This is a genomic window from Streptomyces sp. JLBT605, assembly GCF_058215555.1.
This window is the reverse complement of the sequence record NZ_CM177087.1, coordinates 6,353,351-6,377,774: the sequence shown is the minus strand read 5'-3', so window position 1 is coordinate 6,377,774 and position 24,424 is coordinate 6,353,351. Positions and strand designations below refer to the sequence as shown.

Sequence of the window (24,424 nt, the reverse complement as noted above, 5' to 3'; positions counted from 1 at the left end):
CCGGGAAGGCGCCCCTCGCCCCTTCCGCGAGGCCGACGTGAGAGGTACTGAACGTATGAGGCTGACTGTGCTGGGCGGCGGCGGATTCAGGATGCCGCTGGTGTACCAGTCCCTGCTCGACGACGCCCGCGACGAGCCTGGCCGCCGCACCGACCTGGTGCTGTACGACACCGACCGGCGGCGTCTGGACGCCATCGGCGCGGTCCTCGCCCAGCAGGCGAAGGGCCACCCCGCCGCCCCGGCCGTCACCACCACCACCGACCTCGACCAGGCGCTGCGCGGCGCCGACTTCATCTTCTCCGCCATCCGCGTCGGCGGCCTGAAGGGGCGCACCCGTGACGAGCGGATCCCGCTCGGGCAGGGGGTGCTCGGCCAGGAGACGGTCGGTGCGGGCGGGGTGCTGTACGGCCTGCGGACCCTCCCGGTGGCGGTCCGGATCGCGGAGCGGATCGCCGCCCTGGCCCCGGAGGCGTGGACCATCAACTTCACCAACCCCGCGGGCATGGTCACCGAGGCGATGCGGCGGGTGCTGGGCGACCGGGTGATCGGGATCTGCGACTCGCCGATCGGACTGTGCCGCCGGGCCACCCGCGCGCTGGGCGCCGACCCGGATCGGACGGTCTACGACTACGTGGGGATCAACCACCTCGGCTGGCTGCGGCGGGTGCTGGTCGACGGCCGGGACCGACTGCCCGAACTGCTCGCCGACACCGCCGCCCTTGAGTCCTTCGAGGAGGGGCGGCTGTTCGGCGCGGAGTGGCTGCGCACGCTGGGCGCGCTGCCCAACGAGTATCTGCACTACTACTACTTCAACCGGGAGGCGGTCGCCGCGATCGCCGCGGCGGACACCACCCGCGGTGAGTTCCTCCAGAGCCAGCAGGAGGGCTTCTACCGCGAGGCCGTCGCCCGGCCGGATGCCGCCTGGGAGGCATGGGAGCGCACCCGGCTGGAGCGCGAGGAGACGTACATGGCGGCGAGCCGGGAGGCCACCGGCGGCTGGGAGCGCGACTCGTGCGACCTGGAGGGCGGCGGCTACGACCGGGTGGCCCTGGCCCTGATGCGCGCCGTGGCCCGCAACGAGCGCGCCAAGCTGATTCTCAACGTGGGCAACCGGTCCGCGGTGCCGGGGCTGGACGAGGAGGCGGTGGTGGAGGTCCCGTGCCTGGTGGACGCGGGCGGCGCCCACCCGCTGGCGACCGGCCCGGTCGCACCCGAGCAGCTCGGGCTGATGCTGTCACTCAAGGCGGTGGAGCGGGCGACCATCGAGGCGGCGCGGACCGGCGAGCGCCCAGCGGCCCTCCGCGCGCTCGCCCTGCACCCGCTGGTGGACTCGGTGAACGTGGCGGACCGCATCCTGCGAGCGACACCGGACTGGCCCTGAGGGTCGCGGGCCGACGGAATTCCCGCTGCCCGTCTCTTGCCTTCTGCACTGCCGCGCGCCTCAATGGCATGACCCGGTCAAGAAATCCAGGCCGGGCGGAACGTGGCAATCCCCTTGGAACTCCCCCCCACGGAGGCACTCGATGAGATGCGACAAGCTCGGGATCGGCACGGCGATAGCAGCAGCGACCCTGGCGGCCGGCGCGCTCGCCCTGGCACCCACGGCCGCGGCGGTCACCCCGACGACCGCCACCCTCACAGCCGACTGCGGCAGCTACGGCTCGGGGGCCGCGACCGTCACGGCCACGCAGAACGGCACCTCGGCCACCATCACCCTCACCTCCTCGGCCGTCAAGGCGCCCGTAGCCGTCCCGGCCGGTTCGGTCAGCTCCACGCTCACCCTCTCCAAGAACGGCACCGGCACCACGACCTTCACCGGCAAGTCCAACCCGGCGATGGCGAGCGGTGACGACGTGTCGACCGGCCCGTTGACCGGGACGGTCGCCGCCGGGGACGTGCTGGAGGCCAAGTCGCTGAAGCTGGTGGTCTTCGGCTTCGTCACCATCAACTGCACCGCCACCTCACCGCAGAACCCCGGCCCGTTCACCTTCTGACCGGCACCCGTCACGCGCCCTGACCTCCGCCGTGACAGGGCGCCAAGGCTCCGCCTCTCTTCCGGTGGATCCCGGGAGGCGGGGCCTTCGTTCATGCCCTGGGCTGCGCGAAATGTCACCTCTACGGCAGGTTGCGGGCCCGTGCGGCGTGCACGGTCTCGAGGGCCGACCATCCCGGTTCGGCAACTTCGTTCAGACCGGCACCACCTGGGCGCTACGGTCGGCTTCTCTCATCTGAACCAGGGGAACCACCATGCGCACACGAACTATCGCCGCCTTCCTCCTCGCCGCGTGCCTCCCGCTCGCCGGTTGCGGCGGAGGAGACGACGACGGCGGCGGCAAGGACAAGGCCGCACCGAAGCCCGGCAGCAGTTTCGACTGCATGGCGAAGGACATCAGCCAGGCGGACTGGATGGAGCACTGCTCCGACGAAAGCCAAAGCTCGCCCGCCGCGGAAGCGGCCGAGGAGTCGACGGAAGCGGCTTCCTCGGCGCCCTTGGCCGTGGGGGGTTCCGGCACCTTCACAGTGACCGACAGCGGCGGCCGGAACAAGACGACGTTCAAGGTCACCGTCGACGAGGTGAAGTACGTGGCGGCCTCCGAGGAGGAGGCGGGTACGTCGCTGCCGGCCGAAGGCCAGTACCTGCGGCTGGGCCTCACCTTGAAGAACGTGGGCAAGAGGCCGGGCGACATCATGACCTACGGGCAGCTCCAGTGGGAGGACGCGGACACCGCGGGGCAGGATGCCACGACGCTCAATTCGGTGGGGGGACCAGACCTCGACACCACCTACAAGCCTGGGCAGGGAGTCACGGGGCGGCTCATCCTCGACGTGCCGGAGCGCGGCGGCACACTCACGTACCTGGGTGACGGCAGCGGCTTCAGCGTGAAGCTGCCGAAGTAGCCCGGCCTGCCCGAGCGCGCCCCGCCCCTCGGGGCGGGGCGCGCTCACACTCGAGCGGGGTCGGGCAGTGGTCGTAGGCACGGTGCGTTCATCAGCAAGCCATTGCAACGAACCGGAAGGATTATTGCATTAGGATTCAGAGCCATTGCAACGATTTCTCGGCTCTTACCTGCGGGAATGACAATCGTGCACAACGAAAGCGTTTCCCGGAAGATCGCATACGGCGTAGCTTTCCATCGTCAGAAACGACGGCCGCAAGGAGCGCCCGCCGCAGCCCGTGCGAGTTATCGAGGAATCACATGCGTACCCTGATCAGCTCTGCCTTCATCTCCCTGGACGGCGTCGTGGAGGCCCCTGGGGGCGAGCCCGGCTACCGGAACTCCGGATGGACCTTCAAGGATGTGGAGTTCCTTCCCGAGGCTTTCGAGATCAAGAGCCGGGAACAGCAGGAAGCGTCCGCGATCCTGCTGGGCCGGACCAGCTACGAGGCGTTCAGCCCGGTGTGGCCGGGCATGGAGGAGTTCGCCGACTACAAGCTCATGCCGAAGTACGTCGTCTCCACCACGCTCACCGAGGACGACCTCGTCACGAACTGGGGCGAGACCACGATCCTCCGCTCACTCGACGAGGTCGCCGCGCTGAAGGAGACCGAGGGCGGCCCGATCATCATGCATGGCAGCGCCACCCTCAACCGGAACCTCTCGGACGCCGGCCTCATCGACCGCTACCACCTGCTCGTCTTCCCGCTCCTGCTCGGCGCGGGCAAGCGACTGTTCAGCGGCTCGGACAAGGACACCCAGAAGCTGAAGCTGGTCGAGCAGCAGGCGTACGCCAACGGCCTGCAGAAGCAGGTCTTCGACGTCGTCCGCTGACGATCCCCCCGCCCAGGCTCAAGAGGTGGCCTGACGGACCCATGCGAACGGCCCCCGGCGTGATGCCGGGGGCCGTCGTGTTTGAAAACCGTGCTACGGCAGGTTGCGGGCCATGACGATGCGCTGGACCTGGTTGGTGCCCTCGTAGATCTGGGTGATCTTCGCGTCGCGCATCATGCGCTCCACCGGGTAGTCCCGGGTGTAGCCGTAGCCGCCGAGGAGCTGCACCGCGTCGGTGGTGACCTCCATCGCCACGTCGGAGGCGAAGCACTTGGCCGCGGCGCCGAAGAAGGTCAGGTCGGAGTCGAGCCGCTCGGACTTGGCCGCCGCGGCGTACGTCAGCTGCCGGGCCGCCTCCAGCTTCATCGCCATGTCGGCGAGCATGAACTGGATGCCCTGGAAGTCGGCGATCGGCTTGCCGAACTGCTTGCGCTCCTGGACGTAGCCCTTGGCGTAGTCGAGGGCGCCCTGCGCGATGCCGATGGCCTGGGCCGCGATGGTGATGCGGGTGTGGTCCAGGGTCTTCATCGCGGTGGCGAAGCCGGTGCCCTCCGCGCCGATCATGCGGTCGGCCGGGATGCGGACGTTGTCGAGGTACACCTCGCGGGTCGGGGAGCCCTTGATGCCGAGCTTCTTCTCCGGGGCACCGAAGGACACACCCTCGTCGTCCTTCTCCACGACGAAGGCGGAGATGCCCTTGGAGCGCTTCTCCGGGTCCGTGACGGCCATCACCGTGTAGTACTGCGAGACGCCGGCATTGGTGATCCACCGCTTGACGCCGTTGAGGATGTAGTGGTCGCCGTCGCGCACCGCGCGGGTCTTCATGCCGGCCGCGTCCGAGCCCGCGTCCGGCTCCGACAGGCAGTAGGAGAACATCGCGTCGCCCTTGGCCAGCGGCGCCAGGTACTTCTTCTTCAGCTCCTCGGAGCCGGAGAGCACCACCGGCAGCGAGCCCAGCTTGTTGACCGCGGGGATCAGCGAGGAGGAACCGCAGACCCGGGCGACCTCCTCGATCACGATCACGGTCGCCAGCGCGTCCGCGCCCGCGCCGCCGTACGACTCCGGTACGTGCACCGCATGCAGATCGTTGGCCACCAGGGCGTCCAGGGCTTCCTGCGGGAAGCGGCCCTCCTCGTCCACCTCGGCGGCGAACGGCGCGATCTTCGCCTCGGCGAGCGCACGCACCGACTCCCGGAGCATGTCGTGCTCCTCCAGAGGGCGGTAGAGGTCGAAGTCCTGTGAGCTCATGGTCGGGAACTCCTGTTTCATCAGGTCGGTCGGCATGCGATCAGCATTACGGCACTCAGTACCCCCAAGATGGCACACTCAGTGCCATCCGACAATCTGGGTGCTATGTTCCGGGGCATGAGCGAGGAGCATCGTCCGGAGCCGGACGCAGGCACGGCACCGACCCGACCGCCGATGCGGGACGCCCTCATCGCCGCCGCATTCCAGCTCTTCCTGACGCGCGGGTACGAGGCGACCACCGTGGACGACATCGTCGCGCTGGCCGGGGTGGGGCGCCGGTCCTTCTTCCGCTACTTCCCCTCCAAGGAGAACGTGGTCTTCCCCGACCACGAGGGCTGCCTCACGGAGATGAACCGCTTCCTGGACTCGGCCGGCGAGGACGACGAACCGGTGGCGCGGGTCTGCGACGCGGCCCGCCTGGTCCTGCGCATGTACGCCGAGAAGCCCACCTTCTCCGTTCAACGCTACCGGCTGACCAAGAGCTTCCCCGCGTTGCGCGCCTACGAACTGTCGGTGGTGTGGCGGTACGAGCGGGCGCTCGCCGCCTATCTGCGCCGCCGCTTCACCGGCTGGTCGGACGGCGATCTGCGGGCCGATGTGATAGCGGCGGCGGTGGTCGCGGCGCACAACAACGCCCTGCGCTCCTGGCTGCGCTCGGGCGGGCGCGGGGACGCCGAGGCCGGCGTCGACCACGCGCTGGAGTTCGTGCGGCAATCCTGGGCACCGGGCGCCACCGGCGAACCCGCACCGGCCGGCCAGGAGGACGACGTGGTCGTGGTGATCACCAAGCGCCGCACCCCGCTGTGGCGGGTGGTCCGGGAGCTGGAGACCGCGGCGGACGAGATCTAGACGAGATCCACCGGATACCTGTCTCCGCGCGACTGCGCGAACCAGAGGGAACTCAGTACCTTTACACCTGGCACTGCGTGCCATACGCTCGCCGTGCGCGTACCTGAATCCTCCGGCCGAGCGCAGGGAGAGACATCGTGTTCCACACCGTGGCCGAGATCGCCGGCCATTCTCCGATCCAGGACAGTCCCCGTCTCGAGGGCGGGCCGGACACCGCGGAGCCGCACGACGAGGGCTGGCAGGGCGGGATCTACCTCGAGGGCCTCCAGCGCGGCGAGCTGTACTTCCAGCGCTGCCGCTGGTGCCGCACCGCTTTCTTCCACCGCCTGCTGTGCCCCGTCTGCGCCTCCACCGACATGGAGTGGGAGCGCAGCTCCGGCACCGGCGTGGTGCGCCACGCCACGGTCGTGCGGCGCAGCAACGGCTCGCTGCGGACGGTGGGGGTGATCGACATGGCGGAGGGCTTCCGGCTGCGCGCCACGCTCTCGGGCGTCACCGCGGACACCATCCGCCCGGGCTCCTCGGTCTGCCTCGATCCGCACACCGCGCGCCCGAAGGAGCTCACCTTCAAACTGAGCGACACCCGCTCCAGCGACGACCGCAGGACCGAGGACCGGTCGCACGCCTGGCGCTGAGCCGCCCCCGGCCTCGCCGGACGTAGCCGGTCAGGGGGTGGCGGTGAAGCGGGCGACGAAGTCGGCCAGCTGCTCGGTGCGGAAGCGGTCCGCGGACCAGTCGGCGGGGAGCACGTCCGCGCCCCGCCAGACATAGGTCCAGGCCGCTCGCCCGCCGGCGAGCGGGAGTTGGCGCAGCTCGTACTCGTCCCCCTCGAAGACGTCGAGGATCCGGCGCTCCCGCTCGGTGAGGCCGGTCAGCAGCAGGCCGGTGGCAGCGGTGTCCTCGGCGGCCGGTACGAGCCCGGGGTAGACCCGGCCGCGCAGCGCGGCGGCGCGCCAGCCGGGAGCCGAGGCCGGCTGCCCCTGCGGCACCCGGCCCAGGAGGGATCGCAGGACGTCGGGGAAGCGCAGGCTGCCGTAGGCGAACAGCGCGTCGGCCGGGGCCGCGGACCGCTCGTCCGGGACGCCGAAGGGCGCGGGATAGCGCAGGGTGCCGCTGGGGACCGGGCGGGCGGGATCGAGCGCGAGGGCCATCATGGCGTCGTCCGGCACCTCGAAGGTGGGGCCGATGCGGTAGCGCGAGGCCGGGACGAAGCCGAACCGGGGGTAGTACGAGGGGTGCCCGAGCACCAGCACCAGACGCTCGCCCCGCACCCGGGCGGCCGCCAGCGCGGCCTGGATCACGGCCGATCCGCAGCCGGTGCGCTGCAGGCCGGGGAGGACCGCGCACGGTCCGAGGGCCAGGGCGGGGGCGTCGTCGACCAGGCACCGGGTCAGCAGGGCATGGCCGGCGACGGTGCCGTCGGGGTCCTCGGCGATCAGCGAGAGACCGGGGATCCACGCGGGGTCCGCGCGCAGTCCCTCGACGATGTCCGCCTCCAGGGACGTCGGGAACGCCGCGAGGTTCACCGCCCGGACGGCGGCCGCGTCGGCCTCGGTCTCCGGGCGGGTGGTCCATGCGAGTTCGCGGTTCATGGCGGGCTACTGGTCCGTTCTGCCGCTGGTCGGATGCGTCGGATGGTACGTCGGACACCCCCGCGCCGCGCCACTGGTTTACCCGTCCCTGACTTCGCCGGCCATCGGGTGTCCGGGCCTGTCACCAGCGGGTGCCCGGTGGGTCCGCGTCGGCATTGGACGCCGCGCAGACCCACCGGGCACCCCTCAGGCGAGCAGACCGGTGAGCAGCCGGCCGAAGACGAGCCGGGCGGCCCGGGCCGTCGGCGCGTCGAACAGCCGTGGCAGCCGACGGACCCTGGCGTCCTCATGCCAGATCACCCGTGCCCCACCGGGCTCGGCCCGTACCTCGATCTCGGCCCATCCGGTGATCCGGGTGCCGCGCTTGACCAGCCGGCAGCGCCCCGCCCGGCCGCTGCGCGGCGGCTCCCAGTGGACGACCTCCATCGGGTCGTCGAAGGCCAGCCGCCCGAGTCCGGTGCGGGCCACCACCCAGGTGCCCGGCCGGGTCGGTCCCGGTGGGGTCGCGGTGACCTGGGTCAGCGGCAGCCGACCGGTGTGCCGCGGCCAGTCGGTGACCCGCCGCCACGCCTCGTCGGGAGGCAGTGGGCACCGGCGCTCGATCCGGAAGGCGGTCACGGTGCGATCGTAGGTGATCGGCTCGGGTCAGTGGCGATCAGCGGGCGCGGCGACGAGCGTGGCGGTCCCCCGCGCGCCTCGTGTCGGCTCAGCGGATGCCCTGCCACAGCAGCCGCTCCTCGGCCGCGGGGTCGTGGCGCACCGTCGGCGGGCCGTCCCCCAGGCGCATGACGCGGCGGTGCGCGCCGTAGGCCGGCCACTCGGGGAGGAGCCCGCCGGCCGGGCCGGGGCGGCCGGTGCGGGCGAAAGCCGTCCAGGCGGCCCGCATCTGGTCCGACAGCTCGGCCGGGGCTCCGGTACCGGGGCCGGTCAGGGTGGAGACGAGATTGCCGAAGACGAAGCCGATCTCGGCGGCGTGGCAGGCGCCGAGGGTGCCGTCGAGCGCCGGGGTCGGCCAGGCGAACTCGTATACATGGGTGTCGGCCCCGTGCGCGGTGCGGGACTCGGCCAGCCGGATGGCCGGAATCCGGTAGGCGTGGTCGGTGATCGCGGCGGCGAGCAGGTCGCCGGGCGTGGCCTCCGGGCGGGCGGCGCGGTAGGTGTCGACCGCCTGCCCGTCCGCCATCCCGTGGTCGGCGAGCCAGATGTGCAGGAACTCCTCGGTGATACGGCGGTGGATGCCCCGGGGGACGAGGAAGAAGCGGAACTCCTCGGTGTTGGTGCCGATCAGCAGGTCGATGCCGGTGCCGTCCCCGGCCGCGAAGGCGTCGGCCGGGCGCGCCGGCAGGGTCGTCCCGTCGACCACGGGCAGGACGGTGACGGCGCCGCCGGCCGCCTCGCCCCAGGTTTCGGCGTCCCGCACGCCGGCCAGCTCCCGGGCGAGGGAGATGTTGGCGTCCATCAGGCGCGCGGGCGGCGCGGCGGCCAGTGCCTCGGTCGTGTGCTCCACGCCGGCGAGGGCGGCCAGGCGTTCGGTGACCCGGTGACCGACGTCGCTGGTGTGGGCGTGGTGCCCGGCCCCGCTCTGCGCGATGGCGCGGTGGAACAGGCCGCGGGCGGCGGGCATGGTCATCAGGGTGACGGTGTTCATGGCGCCGGCCGACTCGCCGAAGACGGTGACCGCGTCCGGGTCGCCCCCGAAGGCGGCGATGTTGTCCTGGATCCAGCGCAGCGCGGCGATGATGTCGAGCAGTCCGAGATTGGCGGTTCCGTCGGGCAGCAGCAGGAAACCCTCGGGGCCGAGCCGGTAGTTCAGGGTGACGCAGACGACGCCGTCGGCGGCGAGCCGGGCCCCGTCGTAGAGGGGCAGGGAGCCGGAGCCGTTGCAGAATCCGCCGCCGTGGATCCACACCATGACGGGCAGCCGGCCGCCGGAGCGGCCGGGGGCGGGTGTCCAGATGTTGAGGTTGAGGCAGTCCTCGCCGGGTCCCTCGGCGCCCGGGATGAGCGCGTCCATCGGCGCCTGGTAGCCGGGTTGGGGCGCGGTGGGGCCGAAGGCGAGGGCGTCCCGCTCGCCCGTCCAGGGCGCGGGCGGCTGGGGTGGGCGCATCCGGCGCGGGCCGAACGGCGGGGCGGCGTAGGGGATTCCGAGGAACGCGATGACATCGCCGCGCTCCCGGCCGCGCAGTTTTCCGTACGTGGTGGGAACGATGACATCCATGTCCGCTTGTCCTCCCGGAGTCGTGGAACCCGGTGCGTCCGGGCGCGTCGGCGCTCGCCGGAGGCGTTCTACGCCGTGCAGCAGCCTTCCCGACCGGGCTGTCCTGTGTCACCTCACCCGCGCCCCCGTGTCGTCTCCGGTGCACCTACGAGCCGGTCCGCCGAGGAGGTGACGGCCGGGGCACTGAGGGACATCGCGGGGCCGCACGCCCGCTCGCCGTCAGCCGCTGTGCGGCGTCCGGCGGGCCGTTCCGGCCGCGTCCGGGCCAGGAAGCGCCAGGTCAGTCCCGGGGCGAGGGAGCGTCGGAGGCGAGGGAGACGCGGCGTCACGAGCGCGGGGTTTGACCGCGCCGGAATGGTGCGCGACACTCCGTGCCACTCAGCGGCAGCACCCGGACACGTCCGGTAAGGTCATCGCACTTTGATCTGGAAGTACCTCCCGCCCGGCGCGATGATGGAGGCCAGCGGCTAGGCACGCCGGGCGAGAACCGGACCGAGGCTGTCGATGGCTCGTCGACTAGCTCGTCGACCCGCGACGGCTGGCGGAAGGAGTGCCTGAATGGGTTCGACCGACGCGTACCCGGCGAACCTCGCTCCGGCGGAGGACCGCCCGGCCGAGCCCGGGGGCCTGCTGGACGTGCTGGGCGTGGCGGCGGTGATGCTGGACGCCGAGGGGCGGATCGCGCTGTGGAGCCCGCCGGCCGAGGAGTTGTTCGGCTGGAGCCCGAGCGAGGCACTGGGCCAGCTCGCGGCGAAGCTGCTGGTCGCACCCGAGCACGTCGACATGGTGCTGCACCTGTTCACCGAGGTCATGGGCAGCGGCCGGAACTGGGCCGGCGTCTTCCCGGTGCGGCACAAGGACGGCAGCACCCGGATGGTGGAGTTCCGCAACATGCGGCTGCAGGACGAGCGGGGCGCCACCTACGCCCTGGGCATAGCCGCCGACCAGTCCGTGCTGCGCGAGGTGGAGCAGGACCTGGCGCTGTCGGTGCGGCTGGTCGCCCAGTCCCCCATCGGGCTCGCCGTCCTCGACACCCGACTGCGGTATGTGATGGTCAATCCGGCGCTGGCCCGGATGAACGGGCGCCCCGCCGAGGAGCACATCGGCCGCGGGCTGGACGAGGTCCTGCCGTTCCTCGACACCGAGCCGATCGCGGTCATCATGCGCGACGTGCTCGCCACCGGCACCCCGCTGCTCAACCAGTTCACGGTGGGCCGCCCGCCGGACGACCCGGACACCGAGCACGCCTGGTCGGTGTCGTACTACCGCCTGGAGGACGCCTCCGGGCGGGTGCTGGGCCTGTCGACCTCGGTGATCGATGTGACCGAGCAGCACCACGCCGCGCTGGAGGCGGCCCGCGCCCGCAACCGGCTTGCCCTGGTCGCCGACGCCTCGGTCTCCATCGGCACCACCCTCGACGTGGACCGGACGGCGAAGGAGCTGGCCGATGTGGTGGTGCCCGAGTTGGCGGACCTGGCCGCGGTCGACATCCTCGACGCGGTGCTGGAGGGCCGCCGCCGGCCGATGCCGCCGGTCGCGGGCACGGCGAGGTTCCGGGCCCTCGCGGTCAGCGCCGCCTATCCCACCGAAGCGATCCACGCCGCCGACCCCACCGGGCAGATCGCGGCGTACGCCGCCGACCGGCTGATCACCGAGTGCGTGGTGACCGGCCGTCCGGTGCTGGTGGAGCGGGTGACCGAGGCGGACATGCGGCGGATCGCCCCCAATCCGCGCTCGGCGAGAGTGCTGGCGCGCGCCGGTCTCCACTCGTACATGGCGGTGCCGCTGATCGCGCGCGGCGAGGTGCTGGGCGCGCTGGACCTGGGCCGCGCCCGCAATCCGGTGCCCTTCGACGAGGAGGACCTGGTACTCGCCGGCGATCTGGCCGCCCGCGCCGCGGTGGCCATCGACAACGCCCGCTGGTACCAGAACGAGCGGCGGACCGCGCTGGCCCTCCAGCGGCATCTGCTGACACACCGTCCGCCGCAGCCGAAGGGGCTGGACATCGCCTACCGCTACGAGCCCGCGCACGCGGCCGGCCGGATCGGCGGCGACTGGTTCGACGCCATCCCGCTGACCGGGGACCGGACGGCTCTGGTCGTGGGGGATGTGATGGGCAGCGGCATCAACGCGGCCGCCACCATGGGCCAGTTGCGCACCGCCACCCGGACCCTGGCCGAGCTGGACCTCAGCCCGGCGGAGGTACTGCGCCATCTGGACCGGATCGCCGCGGATCTGGACCCGGCCCTGGCCACCTGCATCTACGCGCAGTACGACCCACACCGGCTGCGGTGCGTCATCTCGGTCGCCGGGCATGTGCCGCCGGTGGTGGTGCGCCCGGGCAAGCCGCCGGAGCTGCTGCAACTGCCGTCGGGGGCTCCGCTGGGCGTCGGGGGCGTCGGGGGCGTCCGCTTCGAGGAGACCGCGGTGTCCCTGACCGCCGGTGACCAGCTGGTGCTGTACACCGATGGGCTGATCGAGACCCGCGACCAGCCCATACACGCCCGGCTGGACGCCCTGGTCGATCTGCTCGCCGAGCCGCGGGAGGACCTGGAGGTGCTCTGCGACCATCTGCTCGCGGGGCTGCGCAATCCGCTGGAGCACGATGATGTCGCGTTGCTGATCTCCCGGGTCCGCGATCCACGGCCGGCCGGCTGAGGCGCTCCCTCCGGTTCACGAAACCTTTCACCCCGTCAGGCCGACACACAATTGACACATGGCGTTCACAAACGAGTGTCATGTCTGTGTCACTCTCCGGTTGACCGATCAACCATTACCTCGCCCCGGCCACTGGGCAGTTGCCTCGGCGGACGGCGCGAGGTACCGGGAGAGGACATCCCCACATGCCCGTCCCTCGCTTGAAGCGCTGGATTCCCCTGCCGCTGGTGGCCGCCGTCGCGGTGACCGCCGGCGCCATCAGCCAGTCCCCCGCCGCCGCGTCCTCGGCCGACGCGCAGGCACAAAGCGTGGTCGCCACGGCGACCGCGTACGACGACACCTACTACCAGGACGCGATCGGCAAGAGCGGTGCGGAGCTCAAGGACGCGTTGCACACCATCATCAAGAACCAGAGCACGGTGACCTACACCCAGGTGTGGGAGGCACTGAAGGTCACCGATCAGGACCCCGCCAACTCCGCCAACGTGATCGAGGTGTACACCGGCCGCTCGATCCCCAAGAGCAGTAGCGGCGGTGACGTCGGCGACTGGAACCGGGAGCACGTCTGGGCCAAGTCCCACGGGGACTTCGGCACCTCCACCGGCCCCGGCACCGACCTGCACCACCTGCGTCCCGAGGACGTGACGGTGAACAGCATCCGCGGCAACAAGGATTTCGACAACGGCGGCAGCGCGGTCAGCGGCGCCCCCGGCAACTACACCGACGCCGACTCCTTCGAGCCCCGGAACGCGGTCAAGGGCGACGTCGCCCGCATGATCCTCTACATGGCCGTCCGCTACGAGGGGGACGACGCCTTCCCCGACCTGGAGCCCAACGACAAGGTCAACAACGGCACCCTGCCCTACCACGGGCGGCTGTCGACGCTGAAGCAGTGGAGCCTCCAGGACCCGCCGGACGCCTTCGAGAAGCGCCGCAACCAGGTCATCTACGACAACTACCAGCACAACCGCAACCCGTTCATCGATCACCCGGAGTGGGTCGAGTCCATCTGGTGACGCGAGCGGCGTGGTCAGCACAGGACCACGGCAGCGCTTTCACCTGATGTGACGCGCGTAGTTCGCCCGGGGCGACGCGCGTAGTCTCGCCGCGTGACGCGCGTAGTGTCGTCCGGCGACGCGCGTAGCGGCCCACTGGCGGCCGGCGGCGGCCGGAGCCGTGCCATCGGCTCCGGCCGCCGCTGTGCCGCGCCTCACCGACGGCCGAAGAACTCCACCTCGGCGATGGCGAGTCTGCGGTGCGAGCGGGCCCCGAAGGCGGCGTCCGCCGTCAGCCGCACCCGCACCACGTCCGAGCCGCGCAGGTCGAAGGTCTGCTGGCCCGGCTGGTCGCGGAGGTTGATCGCCTTGGTGGACCGCTCGCCGTCCGCGGTGGTCAGCACCACGGTGAGCTCGGCCGGACGGGCCTGCAAGAGGAACTCATCCTGGTTCACCGAGCTTCCCGAGGTGACCAGCAGCTTCAGCAGCCGCACCGGCTTGTCGAACTCCGCCTCCAGATACTCCCCGGTCCCCGGGCCGCCCTCGGCCGGCGCCCAGTAGCGGTTGTTGAACCCGTCGAAGGCCGCGCCCGCCGCGTGACCGGACGCCACGCTGGAGGCCTTGACCTCATCGGGACGCAGCGCCTCCGGCTTGGCGGTCTGGTCCTGGGTGAAGGTGAACACCTCGTTCAGGTGGGAGCGGGCGAACCAGGCCAGCCCGGCCAGCAGGAGCACGGTGATCGGGAGGGCCAGGCGCGGCCGGCGCCAGGCGCGGCGTCTGGGGCGGCTTCCGGCGGCGAGTGGACGCTCGGCACGGCGGAAGATCCGCCGCCACCACGGCAGCGGGCGCCGCTGACCGGCCGAGAAGGCCGAGGCGTCGAGCAGGGTGCCGCAGCGCTCGCAGAGCTGCCGGCCGTGCGGGTTGTCCGTCCGGCAGCGCGGGCACCGCTGCCCGGGTTGGTGGGGCGCGTCGGTTGACGGCCCGCCGGATGCGGCTGGTGGCTCCGCTCCCGCATCCTCCGGCCGGTGGTCCGGTCCCTGATCGTGGCGCCCGTCGGCGCGATCGCCGGGCCGACGGGGCGCGCCCACGGTGGGCCGCACCGGACCGGCGACCCGGTCCGGCGCCTCGGCCGGCCGGCCGGGCGGCTGGGCCGGTGCCGGGTGTCCGGGGCCGGGCGCCGGCACCCCTGCGGTCGGCGGCGTGGTGGGCCGAGCGGGCACGCCGGCCGACGGCCTCGCGGGACCGGCGGAACGACCGGACGGCCGGGTCGGTGGTGGCGGTCCGGGGTCGGTGGGCGGGGACGCGGCGGCGGGTGGAGCCGCCGGAGCGCGCCCGCCGCCGGAAGCGGCCTGGCGCGGCGGCACCGCAGGCGGCGGACCGGCCGCCGGGGGTGACGGGGCGGTGGCCCGTCCGGGTTCCGGCGAAGGACCGGCGCCGGACGCCGCAGCGGGCAACTGCATGGTGGGCGGCGGGTCGGTCCCGGGCGGGGAAGCCGACGGCGTCCGGCCGCCGGACCGGGGCCCGGCCCCGGACGAGGACTCCCCACCAGGCGGCCGCGGCGTCGGCCGGTCGGCGCCCGACGAAGACGCGGCGCCCGACGAAGACGCGGCGCCCGGTGCAGGCCCAGCGCTCTGCCCGGGCACGCCGCCCGCCGGTGCCCCGGCACCGGAGGAGGACGCCGCACCCGACGCGGACCCGGCGCCGGACGGCTGATCGTCCCAGTCCAGGAACGCCTGGCAGGAGCCGCAGAATTGGGCCCCGGCCGGATTGCGGTGACCGCATTCGGGGCAGTTCATGGCGCACCCGCCTCCTCAAGCCTGGGCACGATCTCCACCTGGTAGGCGACATGGGCGGGCACTTCCGCCGCGACCAGCTTCTCCACCCGCGCCCGGTCGATCCGCCCGGGATCGGGAACCCTGAGCAGCACCGCGACCCAGGGACCGTCGTCCGCGCCGGGCAGTTCGGCGCCCGGCACCGACGACCAGGCCGTGGCCCCGCTCTCGCTGATCTCCGGTTCGAAGCCGGTCTCCACCCGGATCGCCGCGGCCAGGCCCTGCCGGGTCCCGCGCTGCCGATGGCGCCGCACCGCGCCCGCGACCACGGCCCGCCGCTGGGTGTCGGGTCGCGCCTCGTCCAGCTCCACCGCGACCCAGCCGGCCATCCAGGAGAGGAAGTCCTCGGGCGCGGTGCGCGGATGGAGATGGGCGGGCAGGTTGTCGAGGGTGAGGAGCACCGGGGCCAGTACCTCGTCCAGTGCGCCGAGGAAGCGCCGCAGGAAGTCCTGCTCCAGGTAGACCGCGGGCAGTTGCTGCGTCAGCGGGTGCGGCGTGGGCAGCCCGGGCAGTGTTCCGCGCACCTCACGCCTCCCGCACTCGGAGCTGGTGCTCATAGGAGAAGACCAGCGCGTGCCGGTCCAGCGTGATCTTGGCCTGTGCCTCGCCGCGCTGCCCGGTGACCGGGTCGGCCGGGAAGAGCCGCACGTCCTCCACCAGGTCGACGCCGGGCACCTGCTGCAGGACGCCGAAGACCTCGCCGGAGTGGACCGGCCGCCCGAACGGCCAGCCCCGCCCCGCGGGTCCGCCGGTGAGCGGGTTGAAGTAGCTGTAGAGCGCGGTGAGCGCGGCGGCTCGCAGCCGCTCGGTGCCCGATCCCCGGGCCGCCTGCACCGAGGCGACCACGGTGACGCCCTGGTAGTAGGGGGGTTCGACGATCAGCCGGGTGCCGATCGGCCGCCGCTCGTCCAGATGCGCGGCGATCATGGCGAGGGTGTCCGGCGGCGGGACCAGCTCGTCGAACTCGATCCTGCCCTGGGCGTCGCTGCGCCCCGCGGGCACCACCAGCAGCCGCACGCCGCCGGCGAGTTCGGCGGAACCCTGGGCGTCCGCGGCCTCTCGCCGTTCGCCCGCGGGGACACACGCCACCCGGGCGGCGTCCGGCGCGACCTCCCGGGCGAGCTGCTCGTAGTCGTGGGGGACGACGGCGCGTTGCAGGGTGCGCAGCGTCATCGGGCCGCGCACCCGGGCGTTCTCCACCGTCTCGCCGTCGACACCGCCGAGCGCCGGCCGCCGGTTCTCCACCCGGGCGACGTACGGCAGGGAGCTGCGCAGCACCCGCAGCGCTCCGGCGGCGACGTTGCCCCGGTGGCCGCCTCCGGTGCGGTAGCCGCGGACCCGGATCGCGCAACCCTTGGGAGGCACCGCGCCGTACAGCCGCAGGGCGCCGTCGCGCTCCCGCACGGCCGGGCCGAAGTCGATCTGCCCGGAGTTGGGGTCGAGGGTGATGTGCCGGTCGTAGGCGGTGGAGTGGGCGAAGTTGTCCACCCGGCTCCAGGAGACCCAGCCGCTGCCTTCGGCGACCTCGACGACGAAGGGCTCCTCGCTGGGCACCACCGGGGGCCGGGCCAGCTGAAAGCCCTGGCCGGGGACGCCCTCGGACAGGCCGAGCAGTTCCTCGGTGACGGATTCGGCGTGCGCGGCTTCCACCGTGCCGCCGATGGTGAACGCGGTGACCTGCCGCACGGTCGGTGAGGCGAGGTAGGTGGGCTGGCCGGCGGCGGCCTCGACCAGGCGGCAGCGCAGCCAGCCCCCGGAGTGCCGGGCGATCACCGAGCCGGTGTGCGCGGCCGGCATGTGCAGGATGACCTCGCCTGATTTGTTGAACCCTCCGGTGTCGTCCTTCTCGACGTCGCAGGCCAGCCAGGCGGTGCCGTCCCAGGCCTCCCACAGCAGCGGTGGACGGCGCGGGTCGACGCCGACGCCTTCGACCTTGCAGTCCAGGCGCAGCACCAGGACGCAGCCGGGGACCGGGTTGGACAGGCCGATGTAGAGGCAGTCGCCGGGGACGGGGCTGGCGGAGAAGCAGGACACGTCGCGGCCCATCGCCAGCTCCTCGGAGCGGTCGGTGGCCTTGGCCGTGGCTCCCGCGGGCCAGGTGGCGAGATGGGCGAGGGAGCAGGGGGCGACGGAGAGGTCGCGGCTGGAGGTGAAGACCACCGCCTCCTCGGTCTCGGTGCGCACGGTGGCGACCTCGGTGCCCGCCTTGACGCGCACCGGTTCGGGCTGGGGCGCGGACAGCCAGAAGGTGACCTCGGTGCGGGCCGCCGTGGGTGGGTAGAGCCGCACCCCGATGAGGTCGAGGAAGGCCAGGTAGTTCTTGTCCGGCACCCGGTTGAGCCGGTAGACGAGCTGGTCGACCATGGTGGCGAACGCCTCGATCAGGGTGACGCCCGGGTCGGAGACGTTGTGGTCGGTCCATTCCGGGCAGCGCTGCTGCACCAGCCGCTTGGCCTCGTCGACCAGAGCCTGGAAGCGCCGGTCGTCCAGGTTGGGGCTGGGGAGCGTCATACGCCCTCCTCGGCGTGCGGGATCACGTAGAACGGGAAGACGAGGTTGCGCGGGTCATTGGCGCCGCGCACCGCGTAGCTGATGTCGATGTAGAGCACGCCGTTGTCGGCCTCGTCGAAGCGGACGGCGACATCGGCGACGTCGATGCGCGGCTCCCAGCGCTCCAGGGACAGCCGCACCTCGTAGGCGAGTTGGCCGGCGGTGCCGGCGTCTGCGGGCGCGAAGACGTATTCGCCCAGGGCGCAGCCGAATTCCGGGCGCATCGGGCGCTCGCCGGGGGTCGTGCCGAGGATCAGCCGGATCGACTCCTCGATCTCGCGCTCCCCGCCGACCAGAGCGATGCTGCCGGTGGCGTCGGTGCGCGGCGGGAAGGCCCAGCCGGCGCCGACGAACTGCTGGGCCATGGTCAGCCTCCGATCAGGACGGTCAGGCAGCCGGAGACGATCGGCGCGCCGCAGCCCGCCAGGTCGCCGACCCGGGCGGCGGGTCGGCCGCCGATGAGGACGGAGGTGCTGCCGGGGGGTGCCAGGGGGCTCGGGGGGTGCACCGCGGGTGGCGGGAAGGAGCACAGGTGCGGTGTGCCGACGGTGGCCGCGGGCATCCCGCCGATCAGCACCGTGGGCATCCCGGGCGGGCCGATGACGCCGGGGTGTGCGGTGGGGTCGCCGACGCGTGCGGCTGGTGGCATGTTCTGTGTCCCCCTGCCTCAATTGATCTTCACCATGGGGGCGTTCACCGACACGGTCGCGCCGCCCTTGATCTCGGTGCGGGCCGTGCCGTTGACCGCCACCTGGCTTCCCTGGACGTCCACCGCGCCGCCGGTGGACAGCTTCAGCTGTCCGCTGCCGCCGTCCACCTGCACGCCGCTGCGGGCCGTCAGCTTCACGGAGCTGCCGGAGAGTTCCAGGGCGCCGCTGCCCGCGTCCAGCGACACTCCGCTGCCCGCCTTGATCGACACCTTGTCCTTGGCGTCGATCTCCACGGTGCCGTCGCTGTGCAGCACGATGGTGGTGCCCTTGCGGTCGAGGTCGATCTTGAGCTTTCCGTCGACGGTGACCAGCCGTACGCCCTGCGGGCCGTTGGCCGTGTCCAGCACCTCCAGTCTGCTCTTCTTGGAGCCGAAGGCGCGCTTGGTCACCGCCCCGCTGGTGGAGTCGACGGGGTCGCCTTCCGCCTTGCCCTCCTGCCCCGGCTTGTCCTGCCCGTTCCACAGGGCGGCCAGGACGTAGGGGCGGTCCAGGAAGCCCTGGTCGAAGCCGACCAGCACCTCGTCGCCGACCTCGGGGATGAACGCCTGGCCGCCGCCGGTGCCGGTGGCCTGCGCGGTGCGCGCCCAGTCGCTGGCGTAACTGTCGGACAGCCACGGGAAGCTCACCTTGACCCGGCCGAGCCCTTCCGGGTCCTTGGTGTCCGTCACCGTCCCGTTGACCAGGCCGGTGAGGCCCTCCCCGGAGGACTGGCGGCTGCCGTGGCCACCGCCGGTCAGCCCGAACAGCGAACGCTCCTGCTGCCCGGAGACGGAGATCCAGGTCTGGTAGCCGTGCCGGGAGTCGAAGACATGGCGGGAGGAGGTGACGGTGTACCGGCCTTCGAAGGGCGCCCCGACCCCGGTGAGGGTGACCGCGCCACCGGCCCGGACCTCGGGGTTGCCGCGGATCACCGCCTCCAGCTCGGCGAAGGAACCGGCGATGCGCTCCGCCAGTGCCTTGGCGGCCTGATCGACCTCCGCCTGGGTTCCGTACGCGGCGTCGCTGACGACGAAGTCGGCCTGGCCGAACGGCTCGGACACCTGGGCCGCGGTCAGTCCCAGCTCCAGGGTGCTCGCCCTGCCCGCCGGGGCCCGGCCGACCAGCGGCTGCTTGGCGCGCACGTCCCAGCCGCGCACCTCGACCGCGGACACCTGCTCGGCCGCCGACACCCCGGCCCGGCAGCGCAGCAGGTTGTTGCCCATCTCCAGTACCTGCGGGTGCTTGTCGGCGCGGGTGGACACATCCGGCGCGTCGCCCGCCTCGGTGGGCTTGACGACGTGCAGCTGTCCGTCGCGCACATAGAGCTGGGCGCCGGCCTCCTGGACGAGATGGCGCAGGAAGTCCCAGTCGGTGACGTTGGGCTGGGCGACGTGCTCCAGCACGGGGCCGGCGACGTCGACCTTCCCCGGGCGCAGCCCGGCGCGCTGGGCGACGCGGGCGCAGATGTCGGCCAGCGTCATGTTCTGGTAGCTGGCCACTCGGCGGCCGCGGAAGAGCCGGTAGGACTCGTCGAGCCCGCGGACGACGGTGAACGTCCCGGTGTCGTCGATGTCGATCTCCAGGGCGGTCACGCTGCCGGTCAGCAGCGGCAGGGGCGCCGGTCCCCCGCCGCCGGCCCGGGCCTGGAGCCGCACCTTGGTGCCGATCCGCAGCCCGGCCTTCTCCAGCAGGAGGCGGCTGGGGTCGCGGAAGCGGAGAACGAACAGATCGGGGAGCGTACGGCTGTCGTCGACGTACCCGTCGACCAGGGTGTTGGCGAGGGCGGGCGGCAGCGGGCGGCCCTCGACCTCCACCACCACGGACTTCGCGACGCTCTGTTCGACCATGTGCTACCTCACCGGGCCAGGGCGCGCGGGTCGCGCCGGTCGAGGCCGCCCGGGCCGTTCCCCGAGCCGCCGAGGCCGCCGCCGACACCGCTGCCGGGGGCGCCGCCGGATCCGTCCCGCAGCCGGTCGAGTTCGTCGAGGGCGGGCAGCAGCAGCTCCCGCCCGTTGGCCAGCCGCATCGGGTCGTCGATGCCGTTCGCCTCGGCGATCACCCGCCAGGCGGTGGGGTCGCCGTACTCGCGCCAGGCCAGGTGCGGGAGGGTGTCCCCACTCCGCACCCGGTGCACCCGGCGGGCGTGCAGCGCGCCCGAGGTCGGGTTCTGGCCCGGCGTCTCGCCGCTGATCTCCTCCATGGTGACCTGGCACACCGCCCGGATCGGCACTCCGGAGGTGGTGAACAGGGTGTACTTGACCTGCACTTGGCTGACATAGCCGGGGAAGCCGGTGAGCCCGCCCCAGTGGAAGACCACCCAGGGCGGGGAGGAGCGCTGCTGCTGCCGTGTCTCGCTGGTCGGCACACAACAGGCGAACAGCTGCTCCACCGAGGTCACCACGCTGGTGTCCTGCTTGTCGCTGGCGTCGAAGAACATCTCCACCGTCAGCTTGCTGGGCTGCGGCCCCTGGTACTCCGGTGGCCCGGCGCTCTTGGCCCCCTTGGCGTTGTTGCGTTTCCACGCCGCCGCCTTGGTCAGGCTCAGCTCCTTGGGGTTGAACTGGAAGTCGATGCGGCCGCACGGACCGCCCGGGGTGAGGCTGCCACCGGGCGGCGGGGTGCGCAGTTCGAGATAGGCGTGCTCCAGCTTGGGCCGGGCCGAACCGGCGGACCGGGGCGCTCCGCCGCCGGTGCCCGCCGCGCTGAACGCCACGGGAGCGGTCATCGCGTCAGCCCTCCATCACATAGCCGTGGTGGGCGATCTCGATGGTCTCGACCGCGACTTTGGGTGACTCGGGGTTGAAACTCGGTCCGGTCCAGCGCACCGGCACCACCTCCAGCAACCCCCACTGGGCGACCTTCTGCCCGTCGCCGGTGCGGGCCTCGATGTGTGCCGTCTTCCGGCTGAAACCGGTGGTCATGGAGGCGAACCACTTGGCCACCTTCTCGGTTTCGCGGGTCAGCGGCCGGGAGAGCTTCACATTCGGGTACTTCAGGCGGGTGGGCAGCTGCCAGAGGTGGCCGTTGTTGCCGCCCTCCTCCCGCTGCTCCAGCACCACCTCGCAGCCGAGTCCCTCGCACGTGTTGAACGAGCCCAGTTCGATGCCGTCGATGGTGACGACGAAGCAGACGCTGACCGCCGGGTCGTCGGTTGCGGGCATGCCCCCCATCCCTCTCTTCTCTGTCTCTCGCCGCGGGCCGGCCGGTGCTCGTCCCGTCAGTGCCTTTGTCGATCCCGTCAGTGCCTGGTGTCGATCAGGAAGCCGGCGCGCTCCCGCTCCAGCCGCAGCTCGGCCTTGAGCAGGCGGCTGAGCGGCGCGAACAGGGCCCGCACCAGCTCATCCGTCACCGCCGGGGCACCCCCCTTGCCCTCCTTGCCGCCCTCGCCGCCTCCCGGCTCGGGGGCGCCGCCGCCGGACCCATCCGCCCCGCCGTGCTGTCCCGTGGGATCGCCGGGACCGGAGGGTTCCTGGGGCGCGGGCTCCGGCGCGGGCGCGGGCTCCGCGAGCGGTTCGGGCGCCGGAGACGCCACCGACGGAGTGGTCGTCAGGGCGCCGCCGGCCGGCTCCGCGTCCCGCTGCACCGTCAGGCCACGGCCGGGCGGCGGGCGGAAGACGACCGAACCGTCGGCCATCCGCTGCGCCACCCCGGCGGCGACGGCCACCGACCCGGCGTCCACCAGGGGCACGCCGGCCGGCGGTCCGACATCCGCCGGGCCCGGTCCGATCGGGCTGGGCGCGGTCAGCCTGGCCACGGTCAGGCCGGTACTCGTCAGGCCGGGTGCGTAAAGGCCCGGGACAGTCTGGGCAGTTCCCGCCGTTCCGGACCAGGACGACGGCGGGGCAGGGCCGGTGGCGGACGACGGCACGGGCACGCGCTGCACCCGCGGCAACGGCCGCAGCGGCACCGGCGGAGCGCTGCGATCGAAGTCCGGAATTCCCTGGGGCGCCGAGCGCGTCGAGGACAGCTGGACCGCCGAGGTCACCGGGCCGGGCAGGGGCACGGTCGCAGGCTCCGCGGACGGCGCCGCCCATGCTTCCGTAGCTTGCGGTACAGCTCGCTGCACCGGTGCGCCGATGCCGGGACGCGGACTCGGACCGGCCCCCGCGGTGACACTGGTCGCCCCGCCGGGACCGGCATCCGCGCCGGAGGTGGGCCCGGGGCTCGCCCGGGTACCGCCCTGGGCCTCCTTGGCCGTGCGCTGGACGGCCGGGCCCCGGTCGCGGCCGGAGCCCGGGTCGGGAGCCGGGCCGGGAACGGGGTCCGCCGAGGCCCACCGGATCGGCACCGGCTGCGGAGCCGGGGGCACCACGCCGCCCAGCCCTCCGCCGCCTGACGGGGCCTCAACAGCGACCTGGGAGAAGAGCGGCAGGGAACGCTGGGCGACCAGCGGCGCCACCGGCCGGGCGATCGGCTGGGCGAGCGGCTCCGAGGTGGTGTTCCGGGTGATCGGCAGTCCGTCGGCGGTGGCCCGTTGCAGCGGGACCGGCGCGCGGGTCGCACCCTTGGGCGCCGGGGCCGCGATCGGCGTGCTCCCGACCACGGCTGGTTGCAGGGGTACCGGGCCCGAAGCCGTGCCCTCGGACCCTCCGTCCCCGGATCCCGGCCGGCCCGGAACCGGGCCGTGGAGCGGCGGAGTGTCGGCCCGGTCTCGCTGCAAGGGAACCGGCCCCCAAGTCGTGGCCTCCGGCGCCGATCCGCGTACCGAGTCAGGATTTTCCCGCACGGGACCGCCCTCGCCGACGGGGTCGGGCAGCAGCGGATCGTCTCCGAGCAGCGGCCGGGACTCGCCATCCGCCGGGGCGACACCCGGATCCGGAGCAGCCTCCACGCCCGGTGCCGGGCCGTCCGCCGCCGGGCTCGCGCTCGCTGTCGGCTCCGCATCGTCAGGCCCCGCATTCACCGCCGGCCCGCCACTCACCGCTGCTTCCGCCTCGTCCGGCATCGCCTCGCCCGGTCCCGCGTTCGGCGGCTCCGGGGCGGCGATCCGCTGGACCGGTCCGGTGTCGTTCCCCGCCCATGCCGCCTCCCGGGACACCGGAAGTCCGTCCGGGCCTGCCGAGGAGTCCGTCCTTGGGGTCGGGGCCTCCGGCGGCTGCGGCGCCGGCGGTTGCCGCTGGGGCAGTCGCGGCCCGGTGCCCGTGCTGGCGGCGGGCGTCCGCTGCGCGGTGGGCGGCAGTGAGGTCAGCGGCTCGCCCAGCCCGAGGTGGGGCGGGCGGGGCGGTTGGTCCCGCTCTCCCAGGGTCCGCTGCACGGGCGGTGCGGCGGCTTCGTCCCTGGGCCACGACGCCGGGACCGGGCCAGAGGCCGGGTCCGCGCCTGGGCTCGGTAGCGGCTCCGGCTCCGGGCCCGGATCCGTGGCCGGACCGGACGCTGTGGCCTCGTCCGGACCCGCCGCCACCGTCGTCCGCGGGCCCGTGCTCGACGGTTCTGCCGCGATCGGCACCGGCGTCAGCGGCCGCGTCCAGGTCTCCACCGGCCGGGCGGACACCAGCGATTGGCTCACCGCTCGCTGCACCGGCACGGCCCGGGCCTCGGCCCCGCCGCCCGGCCTGGCGCGCTCCCAGGAGGTTGTCATGCTCGACGACGGCCTCGATCCGGTGGCGCCGGCCGATCCTTCCGTCTCCTGAGTGTCCCGGCTGACCGTGAGCCCGCCGGAGGCCGGCCCGCCCGCGGTGGTGACCAGCCCGTGTCCCAGCCCGGAGGGCGCCTGGGGGCTGACCAGATGGCCGAGCGGAGTGCTGAGGCTCGCGTCTCGCCAACTGCCCAGGGAACCGCGGAATCCGTCCGGGTCGAAGATCAGCGCGGCGTCCGACACGGTGCGCTGCAGCGGTGGCAGCTCACGCCAGCCGGGCACCATCGGCGCCCCCGTGGCCGCCGCGTCGGCCGGCCCGGCCCCAGGCCCCTCGGCAGCGGCGGGCACCGGGCCGTCCGGTGCGGGGTCGGCCGGTGCGGTGGTCTGCCGACGGCCGCCGCTCAGCCAGGACAGCAATCCCATCAGTACCGCCCTCTTCAGTCCTCAG

Annotated in this window: 21 protein-coding genes and 2 pseudogenes; 9 read left to right on the top strand and 14 right to left on the bottom strand. The window is 72.9% G+C overall.

The genetic code is table 11. The features are described 5' to 3' along the window. The first annotated feature begins 55 nt into the window (after nucleotides 1-55). From AC4BDD_RS27665 to AC4BDD_RS27650, 4 genes are all read left to right on the top strand, one after another. Nucleotides 56-1,381: a 6-phospho-beta-glucosidase gene (locus tag AC4BDD_RS27665; protein WP_490688184.1), complete on the top strand. Its 1,326-nt coding sequence runs from the start codon at nucleotides 56-58 to the stop codon at nucleotides 1,379-1,381. A gap of 142 nt (nucleotides 1,382-1,523) precedes the next feature. Beyond that, nucleotides 1,524-1,994 (top strand): hypothetical protein, encoded by a 471-nt coding sequence (locus tag AC4BDD_RS27660; RefSeq protein ID WP_490688183.1) that lies wholly within the window; start codon nucleotides 1,524-1,526, stop codon nucleotides 1,992-1,994. A gap of 382 nt (nucleotides 1,995-2,376) precedes the next feature. Next, on the top strand, nucleotides 2,377-2,898 hold the full coding sequence (locus tag AC4BDD_RS27655; protein ID WP_490688182.1) for a DUF4352 domain-containing protein: 522 nt from the start codon (nucleotides 2,377-2,379) through the stop codon (nucleotides 2,896-2,898). A gap of 299 nt (nucleotides 2,899-3,197) precedes the next feature. Next, nucleotides 3,198-3,770: a dihydrofolate reductase family protein gene (locus AC4BDD_RS27650; RefSeq protein WP_490688181.1), complete on the top strand. Its 573-nt coding sequence runs from the start codon at nucleotides 3,198-3,200 to the stop codon at nucleotides 3,768-3,770. A 93-nt stretch (nucleotides 3,771-3,863) separates the two neighbouring features. Here AC4BDD_RS27650 and AC4BDD_RS27645 read toward each other — a convergent pair whose 3' ends face one another. Further along, nucleotides 3,864-5,018 carry an acyl-CoA dehydrogenase gene (locus tag AC4BDD_RS27645; protein WP_490688180.1) on the bottom strand — a complete coding sequence of 385 codons (1,155 nt, stop codon included), beginning with the start codon at nucleotides 5,016-5,018 and terminating at the stop codon, nucleotides 3,864-3,866. A gap of 117 nt (nucleotides 5,019-5,135) precedes the next feature. On the opposite strand from AC4BDD_RS27645, the gene AC4BDD_RS27640 reads away from it, so the two are divergent. Both AC4BDD_RS27640 and AC4BDD_RS27635 read left to right on the top strand, forming a co-directional pair. Then, nucleotides 5,136-5,867: a TetR family transcriptional regulator gene (locus AC4BDD_RS27640; RefSeq protein WP_490688179.1), complete on the top strand. Its 732-nt coding sequence runs from the start codon at nucleotides 5,136-5,138 to the stop codon at nucleotides 5,865-5,867. A gap of 137 nt (nucleotides 5,868-6,004) precedes the next feature. Next, nucleotides 6,005-6,502 (top strand): Zn-ribbon domain-containing OB-fold protein, encoded by a 498-nt coding sequence (locus AC4BDD_RS27635; protein ID WP_490688178.1) that lies wholly within the window; start codon nucleotides 6,005-6,007, stop codon nucleotides 6,500-6,502. A 30-nt stretch (nucleotides 6,503-6,532) separates the two neighbouring features. On the opposite strand, the pseudogene AC4BDD_RS27630 reads toward AC4BDD_RS27635, so the two are convergent. The 4 genes and pseudogenes from AC4BDD_RS27630 to AC4BDD_RS27615 form a co-directional block, all read right to left on the bottom strand. Continuing rightward, nucleotides 6,533-6,853 (bottom strand): annotated as a pseudogene (locus AC4BDD_RS27630) (gamma-glutamylcyclotransferase family protein); the annotation flags it as partial. A 93-nt stretch (nucleotides 6,854-6,946) separates the two neighbouring features. Then, nucleotides 6,947-7,459, bottom strand: a pseudogene (locus AC4BDD_RS27625) (GNAT family N-acetyltransferase); the annotation flags it as partial. Nucleotides 7,460-7,645: 186 nt separating this feature from the next. Beyond that, a complete protein-coding gene (locus AC4BDD_RS27620) occupies nucleotides 7,646-8,077 on the bottom strand; it encodes an SRPBCC family protein (protein WP_490688177.1) in 432 nt (143 codons plus the stop codon). 88 nt (nucleotides 8,078-8,165) lie between these two features. Next, nucleotides 8,166-9,677 carry a carboxylesterase/lipase family protein gene (locus AC4BDD_RS27615; protein WP_490688176.1) on the bottom strand — a complete coding sequence of 504 codons (1,512 nt, stop codon included), beginning with the start codon at nucleotides 9,675-9,677 and terminating at the stop codon, nucleotides 8,166-8,168. A gap of 558 nt (nucleotides 9,678-10,235) precedes the next feature. Here AC4BDD_RS27615 and AC4BDD_RS27610 point away from each other — a divergent pair. Together AC4BDD_RS27610 and AC4BDD_RS27605 are read left to right on the top strand one after the other, a co-directional pair. Beyond that, nucleotides 10,236-12,335 carry a SpoIIE family protein phosphatase gene (locus AC4BDD_RS27610; RefSeq protein WP_490688175.1) on the top strand — a complete coding sequence of 700 codons (2,100 nt, stop codon included), beginning with the start codon at nucleotides 10,236-10,238 and terminating at the stop codon, nucleotides 12,333-12,335. 185 nt (nucleotides 12,336-12,520) lie between these two features. Beyond that, nucleotides 12,521-13,351 (top strand): endonuclease I family protein, encoded by an 831-nt coding sequence (locus tag AC4BDD_RS27605; protein ID WP_490688174.1) that lies wholly within the window; start codon nucleotides 12,521-12,523, stop codon nucleotides 13,349-13,351. A 194-nt stretch (nucleotides 13,352-13,545) separates the two neighbouring features. Here the strand turns inward: AC4BDD_RS27605 and AC4BDD_RS27600 are convergent, their stop codons facing one another. Beyond that, entirely contained in the window at nucleotides 13,546-14,550 is a 1,005-nt protein-coding gene (locus tag AC4BDD_RS27600; protein WP_490688173.1) for an NADase-type glycan-binding domain-containing protein, read from the bottom strand. Here AC4BDD_RS27600 and AC4BDD_RS27595 point away from each other — a divergent pair. Next, entirely contained in the window at nucleotides 14,531-15,043 is a 513-nt protein-coding gene (locus tag AC4BDD_RS27595) for a hypothetical protein (RefSeq protein WP_490688172.1), read from the top strand. The two genes, AC4BDD_RS27600 and AC4BDD_RS27595, sit on opposite strands and share 20 nt — an antisense overlap. Before the next feature lie 79 nt (nucleotides 15,044-15,122). Here the strand turns inward: AC4BDD_RS27595 and AC4BDD_RS27590 are convergent, their stop codons facing one another. From AC4BDD_RS27590 to AC4BDD_RS27555, 8 genes are all read right to left on the bottom strand, one after another. Next, nucleotides 15,123-15,686, bottom strand: coding sequence for a phage tail protein (locus AC4BDD_RS27590; protein WP_490688171.1), 564 nt, complete (start codon nucleotides 15,684-15,686; stop codon nucleotides 15,123-15,125). Nucleotide 15,687: 1 nt separating this feature from the next. Then, nucleotides 15,688-17,673 carry a putative baseplate assembly protein gene (locus tag AC4BDD_RS27585; RefSeq protein ID WP_490688170.1) on the bottom strand — a complete coding sequence of 662 codons (1,986 nt, stop codon included), beginning with the start codon at nucleotides 17,671-17,673 and terminating at the stop codon, nucleotides 15,688-15,690. After that, a complete protein-coding gene (locus AC4BDD_RS27580) occupies nucleotides 17,670-18,077 on the bottom strand; it encodes a GPW/gp25 family protein (protein WP_490688169.1) in 408 nt (135 codons plus the stop codon). Before AC4BDD_RS27580 ends, AC4BDD_RS27585 begins: the two co-directional genes overlap by 4 nt. A gap of 2 nt (nucleotides 18,078-18,079) precedes the next feature. Then, nucleotides 18,080-18,361: a PAAR domain-containing protein gene (locus tag AC4BDD_RS27575; protein WP_490688168.1), complete on the bottom strand. Its 282-nt coding sequence runs from the start codon at nucleotides 18,359-18,361 to the stop codon at nucleotides 18,080-18,082. Nucleotides 18,362-18,379: 18 nt separating this feature from the next. Continuing rightward, entirely contained in the window at nucleotides 18,380-20,248 is a 1,869-nt protein-coding gene (locus tag AC4BDD_RS27570) for a VgrG-related protein (protein ID WP_490688167.1), read from the bottom strand. A gap of 8 nt (nucleotides 20,249-20,256) precedes the next feature. Beyond that, nucleotides 20,257-21,126 (bottom strand): CIS tube protein, encoded by an 870-nt coding sequence (locus tag AC4BDD_RS27565; protein WP_490688166.1) that lies wholly within the window; start codon nucleotides 21,124-21,126, stop codon nucleotides 20,257-20,259. A 4-nt stretch (nucleotides 21,127-21,130) separates the two neighbouring features. Further along, nucleotides 21,131-21,562, bottom strand: a complete 432-nt coding sequence (locus AC4BDD_RS27560) for a phage tail protein (RefSeq protein ID WP_490688165.1) — start codon at nucleotides 21,560-21,562, stop codon at nucleotides 21,131-21,133. 77 nt (nucleotides 21,563-21,639) lie between these two features. Beyond that, on the bottom strand, nucleotides 21,640-24,399 hold the full coding sequence (locus AC4BDD_RS27555; protein WP_490688164.1) for a hypothetical protein: 2,760 nt from the start codon (nucleotides 24,397-24,399) through the stop codon (nucleotides 21,640-21,642). Nucleotides 24,400-24,424: the final 25 nt, after the last annotated feature.

Bases quoted from the DNA above. Each gene is read 5' to 3' on its own strand.
- AC4BDD_RS27665 (WP_490688184.1), top strand. From the start codon at position 56: ATGAGGCTGACTGTGCTGGGCGGCGGCGGATTCAGGATGCCGCTGGTG.
- AC4BDD_RS27660 (WP_490688183.1), top strand. From the start codon at position 1,524: ATGAGATGCGACAAGCTCGGGATCGGCACGGCGATAGCAGCAGCGACC.
- AC4BDD_RS27655 (WP_490688182.1), top strand. From the start codon at position 2,377: ATGGCGAAGGACATCAGCCAGGCGGACTGGATGGAGCACTGCTCCGAC.
- AC4BDD_RS27650 (WP_490688181.1), top strand. From the start codon at position 3,198: ATGCGTACCCTGATCAGCTCTGCCTTCATCTCCCTGGACGGCGTCGTG.
- AC4BDD_RS27645 (WP_490688180.1), bottom strand. From the start codon at position 5,018: ATGAGCTCACAGGACTTCGACCTCTACCGCCCTCTGGAGGAGCACGAC.
- AC4BDD_RS27640 (WP_490688179.1), top strand. From the start codon at position 5,136: ATGAGCGAGGAGCATCGTCCGGAGCCGGACGCAGGCACGGCACCGACC.
- AC4BDD_RS27615 (WP_490688176.1), bottom strand. From the start codon at position 9,677: ATGGATGTCATCGTTCCCACCACGTACGGAAAACTGCGCGGCCGGGAG.
- AC4BDD_RS27610 (WP_490688175.1), top strand. From the start codon at position 10,236: ATGGGTTCGACCGACGCGTACCCGGCGAACCTCGCTCCGGCGGAGGAC.
- AC4BDD_RS27605 (WP_490688174.1), top strand. From the start codon at position 12,521: ATGCCCGTCCCTCGCTTGAAGCGCTGGATTCCCCTGCCGCTGGTGGCC.
- AC4BDD_RS27585 (WP_490688170.1), bottom strand. From the start codon at position 17,673: ATGACGCTCCCCAGCCCCAACCTGGACGACCGGCGCTTCCAGGCTCTG.
- AC4BDD_RS27580 (WP_490688169.1), bottom strand. From the start codon at position 18,077: ATGGCCCAGCAGTTCGTCGGCGCCGGCTGGGCCTTCCCGCCGCGCACC.
- AC4BDD_RS27575 (WP_490688168.1), bottom strand. From the start codon at position 18,361: ATGCCACCAGCCGCACGCGTCGGCGACCCCACCGCACACCCCGGCGTC.
- AC4BDD_RS27570 (WP_490688167.1), bottom strand. From the start codon at position 20,248: ATGGTCGAACAGAGCGTCGCGAAGTCCGTGGTGGTGGAGGTCGAGGGC.
- AC4BDD_RS27565 (WP_490688166.1), bottom strand. From the start codon at position 21,126: ATGACCGCTCCCGTGGCGTTCAGCGCGGCGGGCACCGGCGGCGGAGCG.
- AC4BDD_RS27560 (WP_490688165.1), bottom strand. From the start codon at position 21,562: ATGCCCGCAACCGACGACCCGGCGGTCAGCGTCTGCTTCGTCGTCACC.
- AC4BDD_RS27555 (WP_490688164.1), bottom strand. From the start codon at position 24,399: ATGGGATTGCTGTCCTGGCTGAGCGGCGGCCGTCGGCAGACCACCGCA.